The 18,107-nt window shown below is 61.3% G+C and carries 15 protein-coding genes; 9 read left to right on the top strand and 6 right to left on the bottom strand.

Annotated elements, in window-relative coordinates:
* Positions 1–40: 40 nt before the first annotated feature.
* The 4 genes from rseP to fabZ all read left to right on the top strand — a co-directional run bounded on the left by rseP (position 41) and on the right by fabZ (position 5,494).
* On the top strand, positions 41–1,192 hold the full coding sequence (gene rseP / locus A4A58_RS07600) for an RIP metalloprotease RseP (protein WP_068730864.1): 1,152 nt from the start codon (positions 41–43) through the stop codon (positions 1,190–1,192).
* 173 nt (positions 1,193–1,365) lie between these two features.
* Positions 1,366–3,900 carry an outer membrane protein assembly factor BamA gene (gene bamA / locus A4A58_RS07595; RefSeq protein ID WP_068730863.1) on the top strand — a complete coding sequence of 845 codons (2,535 nt, stop codon included), beginning with the start codon at positions 1,366–1,368 and terminating at the stop codon, positions 3,898–3,900.
* A 32-nt stretch (positions 3,901–3,932) separates the two neighbouring features.
* Positions 3,933–5,018: a UDP-3-O-(3-hydroxymyristoyl)glucosamine N-acyltransferase gene (gene lpxD / locus A4A58_RS07590; protein ID WP_068730862.1), complete on the top strand. Its 1,086-nt coding sequence runs from the start codon at positions 3,933–3,935 to the stop codon at positions 5,016–5,018.
* On the top strand, positions 5,015–5,494 hold the full coding sequence (gene fabZ, locus A4A58_RS07585; RefSeq protein ID WP_068730861.1) for a 3-hydroxyacyl-ACP dehydratase FabZ: 480 nt from the start codon (positions 5,015–5,017) through the stop codon (positions 5,492–5,494). The genes lpxD and fabZ overlap by 4 nt, the downstream gene beginning before the upstream one ends.
* Positions 5,495–5,622: 128 nt before the next feature.
* Here fabZ and A4A58_RS30215 read toward each other — a convergent pair whose 3' ends face one another.
* The 4 genes from A4A58_RS30215 to A4A58_RS31435 all read right to left on the bottom strand — a co-directional run bounded on the left by A4A58_RS30215 (position 5,623) and on the right by A4A58_RS31435 (position 7,869).
* The gene (locus A4A58_RS30215; protein WP_139069800.1) at positions 5,623–6,447 is read right to left on the bottom strand and encodes a hypothetical protein; all 825 of its coding nucleotides are present in this window, start codon (positions 6,445–6,447) and stop codon (positions 5,623–5,625) included.
* Between the two features lie 152 nt (positions 6,448–6,599).
* Entirely contained in the window at positions 6,600–7,253 is a 654-nt protein-coding gene (locus A4A58_RS07575; protein WP_139069799.1) for a hypothetical protein, read from the bottom strand.
* A gap of 119 nt (positions 7,254–7,372) precedes the next feature.
* On the bottom strand, positions 7,373–7,615 hold the full coding sequence (locus A4A58_RS31440) for a response regulator transcription factor (protein WP_068730858.1): 243 nt from the start codon (positions 7,613–7,615) through the stop codon (positions 7,373–7,375).
* A complete protein-coding gene (locus A4A58_RS31435; protein ID WP_068730857.1) occupies positions 7,612–7,869 on the bottom strand; it encodes a response regulator transcription factor in 258 nt (85 codons plus the stop codon). Before A4A58_RS31435 ends, A4A58_RS31440 begins: the two co-directional genes overlap by 4 nt.
* 156 nt (positions 7,870–8,025) lie before the next feature.
* Here A4A58_RS31435 and lpxA point away from each other — a divergent pair, with 156 nt between their 5' ends.
* The 3 genes from lpxA to lpxB are packed head-to-tail and all read left to right on the top strand — an operon-like array spanning position 8,026 to position 10,891.
* Positions 8,026–8,829 (top strand): acyl-ACP--UDP-N-acetylglucosamine O-acyltransferase, encoded by an 804-nt coding sequence (lpxA, locus tag A4A58_RS07560; protein WP_068730856.1) that lies wholly within the window; start codon positions 8,026–8,028, stop codon positions 8,827–8,829.
* Positions 8,830–8,852: 23 nt separating this feature from the next.
* Entirely contained in the window at positions 8,853–9,734 is an 882-nt protein-coding gene (locus A4A58_RS07555; RefSeq protein ID WP_068730855.1) for an LpxI family protein, read from the top strand.
* Positions 9,731–10,891, top strand: coding sequence for a lipid-A-disaccharide synthase (gene lpxB, locus A4A58_RS07550; protein WP_068730854.1), 1,161 nt, complete (start codon positions 9,731–9,733; stop codon positions 10,889–10,891). Before A4A58_RS07555 ends, lpxB begins: the two co-directional genes overlap by 4 nt.
* A 66-nt stretch (positions 10,892–10,957) precedes the next feature.
* Here the strand turns inward: lpxB and gltA are convergent, their stop codons facing one another.
* The gene (gene gltA, locus A4A58_RS07545; protein ID WP_068730958.1) at positions 10,958–12,262 is read right to left on the bottom strand and encodes a citrate synthase; all 1,305 of its coding nucleotides are present in this window, start codon (positions 12,260–12,262) and stop codon (positions 10,958–10,960) included.
* 154 nt (positions 12,263–12,416) lie between these two features.
* Positions 12,417–13,841 carry a glutamate--tRNA ligase gene (gene gltX / locus A4A58_RS07540; protein ID WP_068730853.1) on the bottom strand — a complete coding sequence of 475 codons (1,425 nt, stop codon included), beginning with the start codon at positions 13,839–13,841 and terminating at the stop codon, positions 12,417–12,419.
* Positions 13,842–14,040: 199 nt separating this feature from the next.
* Between gltX and A4A58_RS07535 the strand changes: the two genes are divergently transcribed.
* Both A4A58_RS07535 and A4A58_RS07530 read left to right on the top strand, forming a co-directional pair.
* On the top strand, positions 14,041–15,711 hold the full coding sequence (locus tag A4A58_RS07535; protein WP_068730852.1) for a glutamine--tRNA ligase/YqeY domain fusion protein: 1,671 nt from the start codon (positions 14,041–14,043) through the stop codon (positions 15,709–15,711).
* Between the two features lie 101 nt (positions 15,712–15,812).
* Positions 15,813–18,095 (top strand): ComEC/Rec2 family competence protein, encoded by a 2,283-nt coding sequence (locus tag A4A58_RS07530; protein WP_068730851.1) that lies wholly within the window; start codon positions 15,813–15,815, stop codon positions 18,093–18,095.
* Positions 18,096–18,107: the final 12 nt, after the last annotated feature.

Below are 18,107 nucleotides of genomic sequence, written 5' to 3'. Positions count from 1 at the left end.
ATTGGGGACGGGGCCTTTGGCCTCGCGTTAGGGGATCGGGATGCTTGAGTTTTTCCAACATAGTTTCAATACGTTAAGCCACGGCTTTATCGGCTATATCATCCCCTTTCTGTTTGTCCTGACGATCGTGGTGTTCTTCCACGAACTCGGCCACTTCCTGGTCGCTCGCTGGAACGGCGTTAAGGTCCTGACGTTCTCGCTCGGCTTCGGTCCCGAGCTGGCCGGCTTCAACGATCGCCACGGCACACGCTGGAAGATTTCCGCGATTCCGCTTGGCGGCTACGTGAAGTTCTTCGGTGACGAGAGCGAAGCCTCGACCCCCTCAAGCGCCGCGCTGGTAGGCATGACGGTGGATGAGCGCAAGGGCAGCTTCCATCACAAGCGGGTTGGCCAGCGTGCGGCCATCGTGGCTGCTGGTCCGATCGCCAATTTCATCCTCGCGATCGTCATTTTCACCTGTCTGTTCACGTTCTTTGGCAAGCCGAGCACGACCGCCAAGGTCGACAGCATTCAGGCTGGTAGCGCGGCCGAGAAGGCTGGGTTCCAGTCGGGCGACATCATCAAGGCCATCGATGGCAAGGTCATTGGCAGTTTCTCTGACATGCAGCGCATCGTCGGCACCAAGGCCGGCGAGCAGCTGGCCTTCAGCGTCAAGCGCGGCGAAGTTACGGTTGAGCTGAAGGGCACACCAGAACTTCGCGAAGTCAAAGACAGCTTCGGTAACGTCCATCGTCTCGGCGTCCTCGGCATTACCCGCGCGACCGCGGTTGGCGAAGCGACCACCGAGCGGGTCAATCCGGCGACCGCTTTCGTACTGGGCGTCAAGGAAACCTGGTTCGTCGTGGACCGCACCATCGCCTATATCGGCGGTGTGTTCACCGGACGCGAGGCGGCCGACCAGATCGGTGGTCCGATGCGAATCGCCCAGATCTCGGGGCAGGTGGCGACAATCGGCCTGACCGCCCTGATTCACTTGGCGGCGGTTCTGTCGATCTCGATCGGCCTCCTCAACCTGTTTCCAGTTCCGCTTCTCGATGGCGGTCATCTTTTGTTCTATGCGGTCGAGGCCGTTCGCGGGCGCCCGTTATCGGAGCGCGCGCAGGAGATGGGCTTCCGCATTGGCCTCGGTTTAGTGCTGATGCTGATGGTATTTGCGACCTATAACGACATTCTTCACTTGGCTTCGTCATGATCGAGGCTGGGGGGAACGTGGCCGATGGGCAACGTCTTGGAATGAAATTAGAATTGCAGCGCGAAAGGTCGTTTGCCAGTCAGGTAAAATTGGCTACAAGCTGGGCCACTAAAGGGATTCTGTCAGACCGTAGGGGTGCGGGCTGGCGATGGAATGATAAGGGCGCTTTGCGCATGATTTTTGGTTTGCGGGGTTTCCGGGGCGGCCTTCTTGCTGCTTCGATCTTGGTCGCCATGCCGGTCGCCGTTACAGCGACTGCTGCGCTCGTTTCTTCGACTGCCGTGGCTCAGACCGCCGCTTCGATTGTTGTTGAAGGCAATCGTCGCGTGGATGTGGAGACCATCCGCTCCTATTTCCGTCCCGGCCCGAGCGGCCGGCTGGATCAGGGCACCATCGATGACGGCCTCAAGTCGCTCATCGAGACCGGCCTGTTCCAGGACGTGAAGATCAATCAAGCCGGTGGCCGTCTGGTCGTCAGCGTCGTCGAAAACCCGGTCATTGGCCGCATCGCCTTCGAAGGTAACAAGAAGGTCAAGGACGACCAACTGAACGCCGAAGTGCAGTCGAAGCCGCGGGGGACGTTGTCGCGCCCGATGGTGCAGGCAGACGCGCAGCGCATCTCCGAAATCTATCGTCGCTCTGGCCGTTACGACGTCAGCGTCGTTCCGGAATTTATCGAGCAGCCGAACAACCGCGTCGACCTGATCTTTACGATCAACGAAGGTGCGAAGACCGGCGTGAAGTCGATCCAGTTCATCGGCAACAACTATTACTCGTCCTACCGCCTCAAGGACGTCATCAAGACCCGTGAATCGAACCTCCTGAGCTTCCTGGCTTCGGGCGATATCTATGATCCGGACCGCATCGAAGCCGATCGCGACCTGATCCGCCGCTATTATCTGAAGAACGGCTTCGCCGACGTTCAGGTCGTGGCCGCGCTCACCGAATACGATCCGAACCAAAAGGGCTTCCTGGTCACCTTCAAAATCGAAGAAGGCCAGCAGTACCGCGTGTCGTCGGTCGACTTCTCGTCCACCATTCCGCAGTTCGATCCGAACTCGCTGCGCAGCTTCTCGCGCGTCGGCGTCGGCTCGCTCTACAACGCGGAAGCGCTGGAGAAGTCGGTTGAGGAAATGCAGATCGAAATGTCGCGTCGCGGCTACGCCTTTGCCGTCGTGCGTCCGCGTGGCGATCGCAATTTCGAATCTCACACCGTTACCATCGGTTTCACGGTGGAGGAGGGTCCGCGCGTCTATATCGAGCGCATCAATGTGCGCGGAAACACGCGTACCCGTGACTATGTCATCCGCCGCGAATTCGATCTCGCCGAAGGCGATGCCTATAACCGTGCGCTGGTTGATCGTGCCGAACGCCGCCTGAAGAACCTCGACTTCTTCAAGAGCGTGAAGGTGACGACCGAGCCAGGTTCGTCCAGCGATCGCGTGATCCTGGTCGTCGATCTGGAAGAAAAATCCACCGGCGACTTCTCGGTCTCGGGCGGCTACTCGACCACCGACGGTGCGCTCGGCGAAGTCAGCGTCTCGGAACGTAACTTCCTCGGTCGTGGCCTGTTTGCGAAGGCATCGGTTCAGTACGGCCAGTATGCCCGTGGCTACTCGCTGTCCTTCGTCGAGCCCTACCTGCTCGATTACCGCGTCGCGCTCGGCCTCGATTTTTATCAGCGCGAGCAGCTGTCCAACAGCTACATCTCGTACAACACCAAGACGCTTGGCTTCAGCCCGCGCCTCGGTTTCCAGCTGCGTGAAGATCTCGCGCTGCAGCTGCGCTACTCCGTCTATCAGCAGGAGATTTCGCTCCCGGCGACGTTGAGCAACTGTAACAACCTTCCAGGCAGCCCAACTGCGACCAACACGCCCGGCTACCTGAATTCGCTGTTCCCGGGTTCGGTTAATCCCGCTGATGCCAATACATGGGGCTGTTACGCCGATGGCGAATCGTCGCTGCCGGTTCGCCGTGAACTGGCCAGCGGCAAGACGCTGACCTCCGCGCTCGGCTACACGCTGAACTACAACACCCTCGACAACAACAAGAACCCGACCGACGGTCTGTTCCTGGAGTTCAAGCAGGACTACGCTGGCGTCGGCGGCGACGTGACCTACTTGAAGACCACGATCGATGCGAAGTACTACACCCCGCTGGTGGCCGACATCGTTGGTTTGCTGCGTGTTCAGGGTGGTATGCTGAACAAGGTCGGCGAAGACATCCGCATGCTGGATCACTTCCAGATGGGTCCGAACCTGGTGCGTGGTTTCGCGCAGAACGGCATCGGCCCGCGTGACATCAGCTACGTTGCGCTGGGATCCTATGGTGACGCGCTCGGCGGTACCAAATATTGGGGCGCTTCGGCCGAATTGCAGATGCCGTTCTGGTTCCTGCCGAAGGAAGTTGGCATCAAGGGCGCAGTCTATGCCGATGCCGGCGGTCTCTGGGACTATCAGGGACCGACGAGCTGGGCTCAGACTGGCGAAGTCAATACCGCCGGCTGCGTGAAGGCGAGTGCGACGAGCGTCGGTAATTGCGCCGGCATGACCTATGACGATGGCAATGTCGTGCGGTCGTCGGTCGGTGTGGGCCTGATCTGGCAGTCGCCTTTCGGTCCGCTGCGCTTCGACTACGCAGTGCCGATCACCAAGGGCGCCTATGATCGCGTGCAGCAGTTCAAGTTCGGCGGCGGAACTTCGTTCTGAGTTTGATCTCCGGCCGGACCGCGACGGGTGGAATGGCTCTGCCGACGTTCTTCAAGCAATCGCCGTCGTTGACGCTGGCTGAAATAGCCGCGTCAACGAAGGCGCGACTGGTCGACCCCACGCGGGCCGATCAGATCGTGACCGGGGTGGCCGCGCTCGACGAGGCCGGCCCCCATCACCTGACCTTCTTCGAAAACCTCCGTTACATCGATCAGCTGACCCGCACCAAGGCCGGTGCCTGCCTGGTGAGTGAGAGCTTTAAGGGCGACATTCCGGCTCATGTGACGGTGCTGCGCGCCAAGCGGCCCTTCGCTGCCTTCGTGGAGCTGGCCTGCGAGCTGTATCCGGAGACATTGCGTCCGACCTCCGGCTTCGCCATTTCCGGCATCGCAGCTTCCGCCGTCATCCATCCTTCGGCTCAGCTCGAGGACGACGTTACAGTGGATCCGCTGGCCGTGATCGGTCCGGATGTCGAGATCGGATCCGGAACCATCATCGGTTCGGGCGCGGTGATCGCGGCCGGGGTCAAGATCGGCCGCGATTGCAATATCGGCGCCGGCAGCTCGCTGCAGTTCACCCTGATCGGCAACAACGTCCTGGTGCATCCTGGCTGCAAGCTCGGCCAGGACGGCTTCGGCTTCGTGTTCGGGCGAGACAAGCACATCAAGGTCCCGCAGACCGGCCGTGTCCTGATCCAGAACGACGTCGAGATCGGCGCCGGCACTACGATTGATCGCGGCAGCCTGCGCGATACCGTGATTGGCGAGGGGACCAAAATCGACAATCAGGTCCAGATCGGCCACAATGTGACGATCGGACGGCACTGCGTGATCGCTGCCAAATGCGGCCTTGCAGGCAGTCTGACCATCGGCGACAACGTCGCGCTGGGCGCCATGGTGGGCCTCAACAATCACATTACGATTGGCGATGGCGCACAAGTTGCAGCAATGGCCGGAGTGAAAGACAGCATTCCGCCGCGCGCGCGGTGGGGTGGCATCTTTGCCCGGCCGACCAAGCAATGGTTCCGCGAGATCCTCGCGGTTGAGAGACTCGCCCGCGAGAGCATGCCGGGAACGGATGCGGCGACGCAGGATACGAAAGACGAGGGGCGGGAATGAGCCAGGATTTACCAAGCGATGGCGCATCGCCGATCATCATCGAGACGGTCGACATCAACACCATCCTCAAGACCCTTCCGCATCGCTATCCGTTTCTTCTGATCGATCGTGTCGTCAACATCCGCAAGGACTTCAGCGGCATTGGTATCAAGAACGTCACGATCAACGAACCGGCATTCCTCGGGCATTTCCCTGATCGCCCGGTCTATCCCGGCGTGTTGATGATCGAAGGCATGGCGCAGACAGCGGGCGTGATCGGCATCTCGTCCGTCGAAGGCACCGAGAAGCCGCGTGCGGTGTATTTCCTCACCATCGACAAGTGCAAGTTTCGTAAGCCGGTGATGCCTGGCGATACGATCGAATATCATCTGCACCTGATCGGCCGGAAAAAGGCGATGTGGTGGTTCCATGGCGACGCCAAGGTAAATGGCAAGGTCGTCGCCGAGGCCGATGTCGGTGCAATGCTGACAGACTGAGGTCGACCGCTCAGTCCGCGTCATTCGTCTAGAGCCTCGGTTCCGATAGAAGCGGAACCGAGGCTCTAGCTTTTTGTTTAGACGCGTTTTCTTGATGCGAACCGGTACCCACTTCGCTCGAAAACGCGCTAGCGCTGCCGAACACGCATCGTGACGACGCCGCCATGTATAGCCAGTTCTATCGAGCTCGGCGGCGTGGTGCCCTGGCCCAGCGTATAGACGATGCTCACGGTCGATTGGCTCTGAGTCCCGATCTCGTGCACCGCGGGTGCGTCAGACGGATGCGATCTTTTACCCGTCGGATCGATGAGAGACAGGCTCATCGACGAGCCATCGAGGCCCGGTAAGCCTGCGGGGCGCGTGATCACGATGTGCAATTCAAGAGCGCCGGTTTCGAGATTGAGCGCGGTATGCGCACCAATGAGTTTCTCGGTCGCCGACAAGCCAACCAAAGCCGGTGTTGGAGGAGTCTCTGCCACGGTCGTAGTCCCTTCTACCGTCCATCCTTTTGTTGCAAGGACGGCACCGCCGGCTGACGTGTCGATCAGTTTTCCCTGGAATGAAAAGTAGACGACGTATGTGGTCCCTCGCACCACGTTCTTGAATCCGGGCGCATCATACATCGAGAACTGGCACCCGTCCGGACGTGCAGGGTCATAACGATCATACGGGTGCTGTGGACAGGTTCGATGCCCGTACGCCGTACAGCTGCCCGACGGACAGCCATCTTCCTGATATGCCGCTGGTAGCAGCACCACAGCTCCGCACAACACGAGGGCGACCACGCTGCCATTGGCCGTGTTCTGGCCCATGACATATTGGCGATATTCACCAGCCGAGCAGGTGCCGGTGAATGTGGCGGAACAGTTGAACGGAGCGTCGAAATTGGCGCCGTGAATCGCCGGTGCGAGATTCCCGGTCGGTGTGACAAAGGATGAATAGGCTACAGCCATGTGGACCTCTTGTGATGTCAGCATGTGAATTGGAGGGGATGGTTATGCGGTGCCGCCGCCCGCTGCGGCGGCACCGATCTCGGCGCACATGGTGCAGATCCAGATCAGGATTTGGTGCGGCCAGGACGCAGGCCTTCACCGAAGCCGATCGATCAATAGTACTGAGGGGAGAAGGAGCCGTCGGGGTTCTGCGTGACCACAGCGCTGGTTTGCGCGCGACCCGTGAAGTTGACGTTGCCGGCCTTGGTCGAGGCTGCGGTGTAATCGATGATCTGACCGGGCGTGTATGCGCCATCGGCGACATAGAAGTTGATCACAGGTGTCACGTTGAACGTGTCGTTCGGCTCTGCGATGAAGGTAGCGACCGGCGACGGGATGCTTGGAACGTTGCCGGGACGCGCCAGACCGAACAAGTATCCGTTGGATGCCGTGAAATCGTTGTTGGCGATAATCCTGTAAGAGCCGGTCATCGCGCCGCCCGGTGTAACGGTGCCGAACCCGATGGGCGTCGTTCCGGCGAAGGTGACGCTGTCCTGCAGAGTGACATCGACCGCAGCAGCGCCGCTCTGGCCCATGGTTGTCCCTGGAGCGACGGGCATGGTTGCAGTCGCCCAGTAGGCGAAAGTCTCGTCGGTGTACTCGACCGTATCCGTTCCACCCGGCAGGATGCCGTTGAAAGTCACCCACGCGTTGCTGTAAACGACCGGCTGTCCGCCCGTCGATGTCACAGCGGGTGGTTGCATGAAGAGAACATAATTCTTCGCGAATCCAGAGTTGTTCAGAACCTTGATCGTGTATTTGGCCATGTTGCTGCTCCTGGCTGAATGGTGACGGGTCGGCGACAACAAGCGGCCTTGCGAAGCGAGGAAGCATTGCGGCTTGCGTGATGTCGTGACGATGTCGCGGATAACAACCATAGCGTGCATCAACCATTGGTTGTGCGATATGGCTCCGATGGCGTATTGACGAAACCGAGCCGCCTCGTCGCATCGATCAGCTCGGCAAGGCTGTGGACGTTCAGGTTGCGCATCGCGTTCTCGCGATGCTTGCGGACGGTGAGGGGGCTGATCCCGAGTTTGCGGGCGATCTGCTTGCTGGTGAGGCCAACAGCAATGAGCCGCGCGACGTCGATTTCGCGCGGTCGGAGGATAGGTCGGCTGCCGATCAAAAAGACCGGTCGTGTCTTTCCCGCTGATCGACCTGTTGCGATGTCTCGCCAACTTGCGACGTGTTGGCGAAAGATGTTTTGGCGAAGGCGGTAAGTTGCGCCGTGGTTCCCAGCCGCATCTTGTGCAGGATGCTCGCGCGATGTTTGCGGACGGTGAACTCGGAAATGGCGAGCGCGCGGGCGATCTGTTTGCAGCTCATCGACTGCTCAACCAACGATAATACTTCCTCCTCCCGATTGGTCAGAAGCGCCATGAAAGGTCATTCCGTACTGGTCCATAAAGAACATATCATGAACATATTGAGTTCAGCAAGGTTCCAGTGGCGCTTGTCGGCGCGGCACTGGACAGTCCACGTGACGCGGGTTACGCAGCGGAAAATCCTAGAAATCTGCAGGAACTGGACTTCTCGATGAGCAAGATCGATCCAACCGCCCGCGTCGCCGACGGTGCTGTCATTGGCGAGGGCGCCGAAATCGGACCCTTCTGCATCATCGGACCACACGTCACGATCGGTGCAGGCACGAAGCTGCTATCGCATGTCAACGTGACGGCGCAGACGACTATCGGCGAGAACTGCACGATCTATCCGTTCGCCTCATTGGGCACGCCCCCGCAGTCGCTCAGCTACAAGGGCGAACTGACCAGACTGACCATCGGCAATGGCTGTACCATCCGCGAGTCCGTGACCATGAATGCGGGTACTGTCGCCGGCGGCGGCATCACGTCGGTGGGCGATCGCGGCTACTTCATGAACTGCGCCCATGTCGGCCATGATTGCCACGTCGGCAATGACGTGATCTTCGCGACCTCGGCGACGCTTGGCGGCCATTGCGAGATCGGCGATTTCGTTTTCATGGGCGGGCTGTCGGCCGTGCACCAGTTCACCCGCATTGGCTCCCAGGTCATGGTCGGTGGCATCTGCGGCGTGCGCGGCGACATCATCCCGTTCGGGCTTGTGAATGGTCAATATGCGGCGCTGGAAGGCCTCAACATCATCGGCATGAAGCGCCGCAAATTCACGAAGGAGCGCGTCGCCGCCGTGCGCTCGTTCTATCAAAAGCTGTTCCATGGCGCGGGCGTCTTCGCCGAGCGGCTTGAGCGCGTGCAGCCTTTGGCAAATGACGATCCGGCGATTGCAGAAATCCTGACATTCATCGCGGGTGCCAAGCACCGCGCACTGTGTCTGCCCGAGGATAGCAAGAACAACTCTTGAGTTCGGGTATCGCGGGGCGAACCATGACCGACCAGGCTCAAGCGCAGGATCTGCAAGAACGTCCGCCGATAGGCTCGCCGTTCGGGATCATCGCCGGCGGCGGCTCGCTGCCCTTCGCCGTCGCGGACTCGTTGCAGGCGCGCGGCATCAAGCCAGTGTTGTTCGCGCTGAAGGGGTTCTGCGATCCGGCGCTGGTGGCCCGATTTCAGCACCACTGGATTCCCATCGGCCAGTTTGGCCGTTTGCTGAAGCTGATGCGCAGCGAAAATTGCCGGGATCTCACGTTCATTGGCACGCTGGTGCGGCCGGCAATCTCCGAGATCAGGCTGGACTGGGCAACGCTTCGCGTGATGCCGAAAGTGTTTCGCGCGTTTCGCGGCGGTGACGATCATTTGCTGACGAGTATCAGCCGCCTGTTCGAGCATGAAGGTTTTCGTTTGCTGGGGATCAAGGACGTCGCGCCGGATGTGCTGATGCCTGCGGGCAGCGTGACACGTGCCGTACCGGATCAAGACGCTGAAGCCGATATCGCGCGTGGGCGCGAAGTCCTGCGCGCCTTAAGCCCGTTCGATATCGGCCAGGCTACCGTAGTGATCGACGGGCATGTGGTGGGGATCGAGGATATCGAAGGTACCGATGGATTGCTGGCCCGCGTGGCGCTTCTACGTGAGCAGGGACGTATTCGCGCCAAGGCAGGGCGGGGCGTACTGGTGAAGGCGCCGAAGAGCGGTCAGGATCTGCGTTTCGATCTGCCGACATTGGGGCCGCGGACGATCGAGCGCGCTGCGGCCGCGAAGCTCGCCGGCATCGCCATTGTCGCAGGCAATACGATCGTCGCCGAACCGCAGCAGATGATTGTCGCCGCCGATGCCGCAGGTCTTTTCGTGACGGGACTTCCGACGTGACGAAGACGATCTATCTCATCGCCACCGAAGAATCCGGCGACCGTCTCGGCTCAGCGCTGATGAAGGTGCTGCGCCAGCGGCTCGGCGACGATGTGCGCTTCGAAGGCGTCGGCGGTTCGTCGATGGCGCGGGAAGGACTGCAATCGCTGTTTCCCATCGAGGAGCTTTCCATCATCGGCCTTGCAGCCGTCGTACGGAAATTGCCGTCGATCCTGCGGCTCATCACGCGCGCGACCAAGGATGTCCTACGCGCTAGGCCTGATGTGCTGGTCATCGTCGATAGCCCGGACTTCACCCATCGCGTCGCGAAGCGCGTGCGCCAGCGCGATCCCTCCATTCCCGTCGTCAACTATGTGTCGCCAACGGTGTGGGCGTGGCGGCCGGGGCGCGCGAAGGCGATGCGCGCTTATGTCGACCATGTGCTGGCGCTGCTGCCGTTCGAGCCGGAGGCCCATCAGCGGCTCGGCGGACCGCCATGTACCTATGTCGGTCATCCCCTGATCGAGCAGATCGATGCGCTGCGTCCCAATGCGGAAGAGCAGGCGCGTCGCGAAATGAAGCCGCCGGTGCTGCTGGTGCTGCCGGGTAGCCGTCGCAGCGAGATCCGTCATCACATGGCAACGTTCGGCGCGACGCTCGATCTGCTGAAAAAGCAGGGCACGCAATTCGAACTGATCCTGCCGACCATGCCGCATCTCGTCGAAGTCATCGCCGAAGCGCTCAAGGCGTGGCCGGTGCAGCCGCGGATCGTCGTGGGCGAAACAGAGAAGCGCGCGGCGTTCCGCATTGCGCATGCGGCCTTTGCCAAGTCGGGGACGGTGACGCTGGAGCTTGCATTGTCGGGCGTGCCGATGGTCACCGCCTACAAGGCCGGCAGCGTCGAGGCCTGGATCATCCGCCGCCGCATCACATCATCGTCGGTCATCCTCGCCAATCTGGTGATCGGCGAGAATGTCATTCCGGAGTTCATCCAGGAAGACTGCACGCCGGAAAAGCTTGCTGCGTCGTTGCAAGAGGTGCTGGCAGACACACAGGTGCGGCGCCGTCAGATCGAAGCCATGGCGCGATTGGATGGAATCATGGGCGTGGGACGGATGCTGCCGAGTGACGCCGCTGCCGCCGTCGTGCTCGCGACGATGCGCAAGGATGAGAAGTAGCTTGAACAAAAAATCGGCGGATCTTGCGATCCGCCGATTTTCTTTTCTAGCCTTTGCCGCAGCGTATTAGGCGCGCTTGGCGATGTCCACGTAGTCGCGGCGGGCAGCGCCCGTGTAGAGCTGGCGCGGACGGCCGATCTTCTGCTGCGGATCGCCAATCATCTCGCTCCACTGGCTGATCCAGCCGACGGTGCGGGCGACGGCGAAGAGAACCGTGAACATCGAGGTCGGGAAGCCCATCGCCTTCAGCGTGATGCCCGAATAGAAATCGACATTCGGATACAGCTTGCGGTCGATGAAGTACGGATCGGACAGCGCGATCTTCTCGAGCTCCATGGCGACGGCGAGCATCTCGTCGCCGCCATGGCCGGTTTCCTTGAGCACTTCATGGCAGGTCTGCTGCATGATCTTCGCGCGCGGATCGTAGTTCTTGTAGACGCGGTGACCGAAGCCCATCAGGCGGACGCTGGAATTCTTGTCCTTCACCTTGGCGATGAAGTCAGGAATCTTGTCGACGGTGCCGATCTCGGCGAGCATCTGCAATGCGGCTTCGTTGGCGCCACCATGTGCCGGTCCCCACAGGCATGCGATGCCGGCGGCGATACAGGCGAACGGGTTGGCACCCGACGAGCCGGCGATGCGGACGGTCGAGGTCGATGCGTTCTGCTCGTGATCGGCATGAAGCGTGAAGATCTTGTCCAGCGCCTTGGCGAGCACCGGATTGACCTTGAAGTCATCGCACGGCACGGCGAAGCACATCTTCATGAAGTTCGACGCGAAGTCGAGCGAGTTGGTCGGATACACGAAAGGCTGGCCGATCGTATACTTGTAAGCCATCGCGGCGAGCGTCGGAATCTTGGCGATCATGCGGATCGACGCGATTTCGCGCTGCTTCGGATCGTTGATATCAGTTGAGTCGTGGTAGAAAGCGGCGAGGGCGCCAACCGATGCGACCATCACGGCCATCGGATGCGCGTCGCGGCGGAAGCCCTGGAAAAAGCGGCTCATCTGGTCGTGAACCATCGTATGATTGGTGACCAATGCGTCGAACTTTGCCTTCTGCGTCTTGGTCGGGAGTTCCCCATACAGCAGCAGGTAGCAGGTCTCGAGGAAATCGCCCTTAGCAGCGAGCTGCTCGATGGGGTAGCCGCGGTATTCGAGGATACCGGCATCGCCATCGATATAGGTGATCTTGGACTGGCAGCTGCCCGTCGAGGTGAAGCCCGGATCGTAGGTAAACATCCCGGACTGGGCGTAAAGCTTGCCGATGTCGATGACATCAGGGCCGATCGTCCCGCTGTGAATCGGAAGGTCGAAGCTCTTGCCGTCGACTGTCAGCGTTGCGGATTTGGTATTGGTTTTTGCGTCCATCGCGTGGTCCCCGATGAGATCGTTGAGGGGCCGGCAAACCACCGACATTTCAGGAGAAATGGGGAGGCTAGCCGGGAATTCCAGAGCATTCGCCAGAATGCGTAGCGTATTGCTGTGTGCGCTGCAAGGCGGGCAAAAGCAGCCTACAGCTATGCTAAATAGATGCCTGATCGGCGAGCCGGTCCAGGCATTCCTGCCGTCCCAATACCGCCAGAACATCGAAAATGCCGGGCGATGTGGTCTTGCCGGTCAGCGCCACGCGAAGCGGTTGCGCGACCCCGCCAAGCTTGATGCCAGCTTCCTCGGCAAAGGCGCGGGTAGCGGCTTCGGCATTTGCTGCGGTCCAGTCGGTGACGGCTTCCAGTGCCGTGCGCAACTTGCCGATCAACACACGGGTTTCCGGCGTCAGCGCGGCCTGCGCCTTCGGCTCCATCGCCAGTGGGCGATCGGCAAAGATGAAATTGGCGCCGTCGATTAGTTCGATCAGCGTCTTGGCGCGTTCCTTCAGGCCCGGCATGGCGCGCAGCAATTGGGCGCGGGTGGTGTCGTTGAGCTTCGGCTTCAGGTCCAGTCCGCCGGGCACGTAATTCAGCACGTCCTCGAACATGGTCACGAGGGATTGATCGTCGGTGTGACGGATGTAGTGACCGTTGAGACTTTCGAGCTTGGCGAAATCGAAACGCGCGGCGGAGCGGCCGATCCCCGACAGGTCGAAGGCGTCGATCATCTCCTGGGTCGAGAAGATTTCCTGATCACCATGGCTCCAGCCGAGCCGCACCAGGTAATTCCGCAGGGCAGCCGGCACATAGCCCAGCGCGCGATAGGCTTCGACGCCGAGCGCGCCGTGGCGCTTTGAGAGTTTCGAGCCATCGGGTCCGTGGATCAGCGGAATATGCGACATGCTGGGCACGGTCCAGCCGAGTGCGTCGTAGATCTGCTTCTGGCGGGCGGCGTTGATCAGATGGTCGTCGCCGCGGATCACATGCGTCACGCCCATGTCGTGGTCGTCGACGACCACCGCCAGCATATAGGTTGGATTGCCGTCGCCGCGCAGCAGCACGAGATCGTCCAGATTCTCGTTCTGCCAGACCACTCGCCCCTGCACCTGATCCTCGATCACGGTCTCGCCGGTGAGCGGCGCCTTCAGGCGGATCGTCGGCTTGACGTCGGGGCGCGGATCCGACGGATCGCGATCGCGCCACAGCCCGTTATAGAGCTTGGACTTGCCCTCGGCGCGGGCAGTCTCGCGCATCTGCTGCAGCTCCTCGGCTGAGGCGTAGCAGTAATAGGCCTTGCCCTCGGCCAGCAGCTGTTCGGCGACTTCGCGGTGCCGACCGGCACGGGCAAACTGGTAGACGGTGTCGCCGTCCCACTCGATGCCCAGCCACTTCAATCCGTCGATAATGGCGTCGATCGCGGCATCCGTTGAACGCTCGCGATCCGTATCCTCGATCCGCAGCAGCATCTTGCCGCCGGTCTTCTTGGCATAGAGCCAGTTGAACAGCGCGGTGCGTCCACCGCCGATATGGAGGAAGCCGGTCGGCGAGGGGGCGAAACGGGTAACGACGGGAGCGGTCATATCAGCGGGTTCGATCGAGTTCGGTGTGAGTGTTGGCGGGCGTTTATCACAACGACAGGGCGCTGTCTCACGGCGAATAAACGCGGATTTGGGACCGGAACCGCATCGGAAAAGGTCCTTTCGCGTGATCTGCCCCCTGATCCGGCCTTGGCGCGGCCTTCCGGATTTGGCACATAGAGCGCAGCTTGAAAGGCAGCAAATGACAGACGAATCGGTATCCGACGCAGGCCGTGACTTCATCCGCGACATCGTTGCGGCGGACCTGCAATCCGGCAAGCACAAGAGCGTGGTGACGCGCTTTCCGCCGGAGCCCAACGGCTACCTGCATCTCGGCCATGCCAAGTCGATCTGCCTGAATTTCGGCGTTGCCGAGGAATTCGGCGGCCACTGCAACTTGCGCTTCGACGACACCAATCCGACCAAGGAAGAGCAGGAATATATCGACGCCATCCAGCGCGATGTGCGCTGGCTCGGCTTCGACTGGGGCGAAGGCAACCTGCATTACGCCTCGGACTATTTCGAGCAGCTCTATGACTGGGCGGTGCATCTGATCCGCACCGGCAAGGCCTATGTCGACGACCAGTCGCAGGAAGAAATCCGCGTCAGGCGCGGCACTTTGACGGAGCCCGGCCAGAACAGCCCGTTCCGTGACCGCGCGGTCGACGAGAACCTCGATCTGTTCGCCCGGATGCGCGCCGGCGAATTCCCGAACGGCGCCCGCGTGCTGCGCGCCAAGATCGACATGTCGTCGGGCAACATCAACCTGCGCGATCCCGTGATCTATCGTATCCTGCATGCGCATCACCCGCGCACGGGCACCGCTTGGAGCATCTATCCGAGCTACGACTTCGCGCACGGTCAGTCGGATGCCATCGAACACGTGACGCACTCGATCTGCACGCTCGAATTCGAGGATCACCGGCCGCTTTACGACTGGTGCCTGGAAAACCTGCCGGTGCCATCGCGGCCGCATCAGTATGAATTCGCGCGCCTCAACATGACCTACACGCTGCTGTCGAAGCGCGTGCTGACCGAACTTGTCCGCGGCGGCCATGTCACGGGCTGGGACGATCCACGGATGCCGACGCTCGCAGGCCTGCAGCGCCGCGGCATTCCGGCCGAAGCACTGCGCGAATTCGTCAAGCGCATCGGCGTCGCTAAGGCCAACTCGACCGTCGATATCTCGATGTTCGATTTCGCCGTGCGCGAGACGCTGAACCGAACGGCGCAGCGCCGCATGGCGGTGCTGAAGCCGTTGAAGGTGGTGATCGAGAACTACCCGGAAGGGCAGACCGAGCAGCTCGAAGCGATCAACCATCCCGACGACGAGGCGCTCGGCAGCCGGCAGATTCCGTTTGGCCGCGAGCTCTACATCGAGCATGACGACTTCATGGAAGAGCCGCCGAAGAAGTTCTTCCGCATGGCCCCGGGTCGTGAGGTCCGCTTGCGTTATGGCTATTTCATCACCTGCAAGGACGTGGTGAAGAACGCCGCCGGTGAAGTCGTCGAACTGCGCTGCACCTATGATCCCGAGACCCGCGGCGGCAATGCGCCGGACGGCCGCAAGGTCAAGGCGACCATCCATTGGGTGAGCGCCGCAGATGCCGTGCAGGCGGAAGTACGCGTCTACAATCAGCTGTTCGCCGATCCGCAGCCCAATGCGACCGAGTTCGCATCACAGCTCAATCCGGACTCACTGGAGACGCTGACCGGCGCCATGCTGGAGCCGGCGCTGGCGAGCGACAACACAAGCGATGTCGTGCAGTTCGAGCGTCAGGGCTACTTCTGTCGCGACAAGGATTCAGCGCCGGGCAAGCTGGTCTTCAACCGGACGGTCGGCTTACGCGACAGCTACGCTAAGTTGGCCTGATCAACCTCAGGATTAGTTTTCGTATTCTGCATCCGTTCCGCTAGTCGCCGTTTGCCCTTCCGATAGCATTCGGAAGGACAGGCGTGGCGTGCGGGCGTTCGATGGCGCGGGGCGGGGATCAGCAACAGCGGCGGGGCCGATCCGGCACGGCGACCACATGGCCGCCGCCGGCCACGGCAGGCATCGCTCTCCCGTCAGCGACGTCGTCGACATCGGGCTTCGGGACGCTCTGGACGTGGGTGCGGGCCGAAGCTGGTCCCGGTCGCTTGCTGCCTTGGGTGCCGATCGCTTTCGGCACCGGCATCGCGCTGTATTTTGCCGCTGAGCATGAGCCGGTGGCATGGGTTGCCGCTGCGACGGCAAGCCTTCTTTGCGTAGCTGCGTTTTTGCTGCGGCGGCAGCGATGGTTTCCCTTGATCTTGCTCATTGCGGCCATCGCGGCCGGCTTTGCGATGGCTGCCATGAAAACCGCACGTGTGGCTCATGAGGTTCTGGCGAAGCCGCTCTATTCCGTCGCGCTTACCGGCTTCGTCGAAACGCACGAGGAACGGGAGCGCACGGATCGCTTCGTGCTGCGCGTTGCCACGATGGACAGCCCGCGCGCCGCACCGAAACTCACCCGTGTGCGGCTGTCGGTGAAGAAGGGCACGGCGCCTGTCGTCGGCAGCTTCGTCGAATTGAAGGCAAGGCTGCAGCCGCCGCTGTCGCCGCTCCGGCCGGGCAGCTACGACTTCGGACGGGATCTGTATTTTCAAGGGATCGGCGCATCTGGCTTCGTGATGGGCGGCATCAAGGCAGTCGATCCCCCGATACAGCCGGGTGTATCGCTGCGCTATTCGGCGACCATGCAGGGGCTTCGCGACGCCATCGACGCGCGAATTCGTACGGTGCTCTCGGGCGATAGCCGCGCCATTGCCACGGCGCTGCTCACAGGGCGTCGCGATGCGATTTCGGCTGACGTCAATGATGCGATGTTCATCTCCGGCCTCGGTCATGTGCTGTCGATCTCCGGCTATCACATGGCCGTCGTGGCTGGCGTGGTGTTCTTTGCGATCCGCGCGTTGCTGGCACTGATCCCCGTGCTGACGGTGACGTTCCCGATCAAGAAAGTCGCAGCGGCTGCGGCATTGCTCGCGGCGCTATTTTATCTGCTGCTGTCCGGCGCCGAGGTCGCCACGCAGCGTTCGTTCTTCATGACGGCCGTCGTGCTGATCGCTGTCATGGTCGATCGCCGCGCGGTGACGTTCCGCACGCTGGCGGTGGCGGCAATGGTCGTTCTGATCGTGGCGCCGGAGGCGCTGGTGCATCCGAGTTTTCAGATGTCATTCGCGGCGACGCTGGGGCTCGTCGCATTGGTGCAGATCGGCATGCCCGCGCTGTTTGCCTCGCCCGATCATTCCGCGACAGCGCGCATGGCGCTATGGGGCGGACGCGAGATCGCGATGCTCGTGCTGGCTTCGCTGGTCGCGGGCCTTGCCACGACGCCCTATGCTGCCTTTCACTTTCATCGCGTCACGCCCTTCGGCGTTCTCGCCAATCTCCTGGCGATGCCGGTGGTCTCGGCGCTGGTGATGCCGGCGGGTATTCTCGGTTTGGTGGCCATGCCGTTCGGCTTTGACGGTGTGTTCTGGCGGCTGATGGATGTCGGCATCCAGTGGATGATCGTGGTCACGCAATGGGTGGCAGCCTTGCCCGGCGCCATCGGCCGGATGCCGGCCTTCGGCACCGGACCGCTGATAGCAGCCAGTATCGGCATCATCGTGCTCGGATTGCTACGGACGCCCTTGCGCCTTGCGGGAGTTGGCGTGCTTGCGCTCTCGATCGTCTGGGCACTCCTCGTGAAGCAGCCAGATGTGCTGATCTCGGGGGATGGTCACAGCGTTGCGGTACGGGGCAAAGACGGGCGCCTGCACATGATGCGCAGCGCTAAGGATGCGTTTCTCGCGAAGGAGTGGCTTGCTGGTGATGCCGACGCCCGGCTGCCAACGGATGCCTCTCTCAGCCATGGCGTGTCCTGCGACAGCGACGGATGCATCACGCCGCTTGCCGACGGTTCGTTGGTGGCGCTTGTACTGCAGCCGGGCGCATTCACGGATGATTGCGAGAAAGCGGCGCTCATCATCACGACGCGACAACCGCCAAAGGATTGCCGTGCGCTGGTGATCGATCAGGATCGCTTGCAACGAAATGGTGCGGTGAGCCTGCAGCGAACCGCGAACGGCTTTACGATCGATGCCGTGCGACCGCGGGGTCTGGACCGTCCGTGGTCGCGCGCCATTCCTGATGAGCCCCAGCACGATCTGATCCCGAACAGTCGTACGCCACAAAATCGGCCGGTGGATGCGACGCCGGCGGAAACCGATCTTCAACCCGAAGATCAGTAGTCCGCCGAGGCG

The sequence above is a fragment of the Tardiphaga robiniae genome (genome assembly GCF_001618955.1).
Taxonomy (GTDB): Bacteria; Pseudomonadota; Alphaproteobacteria; order Rhizobiales; family Xanthobacteraceae; genus Tardiphaga; species Tardiphaga robiniae_A.
This window is presented reverse-complemented; position numbering and strand designations above follow the sequence as displayed.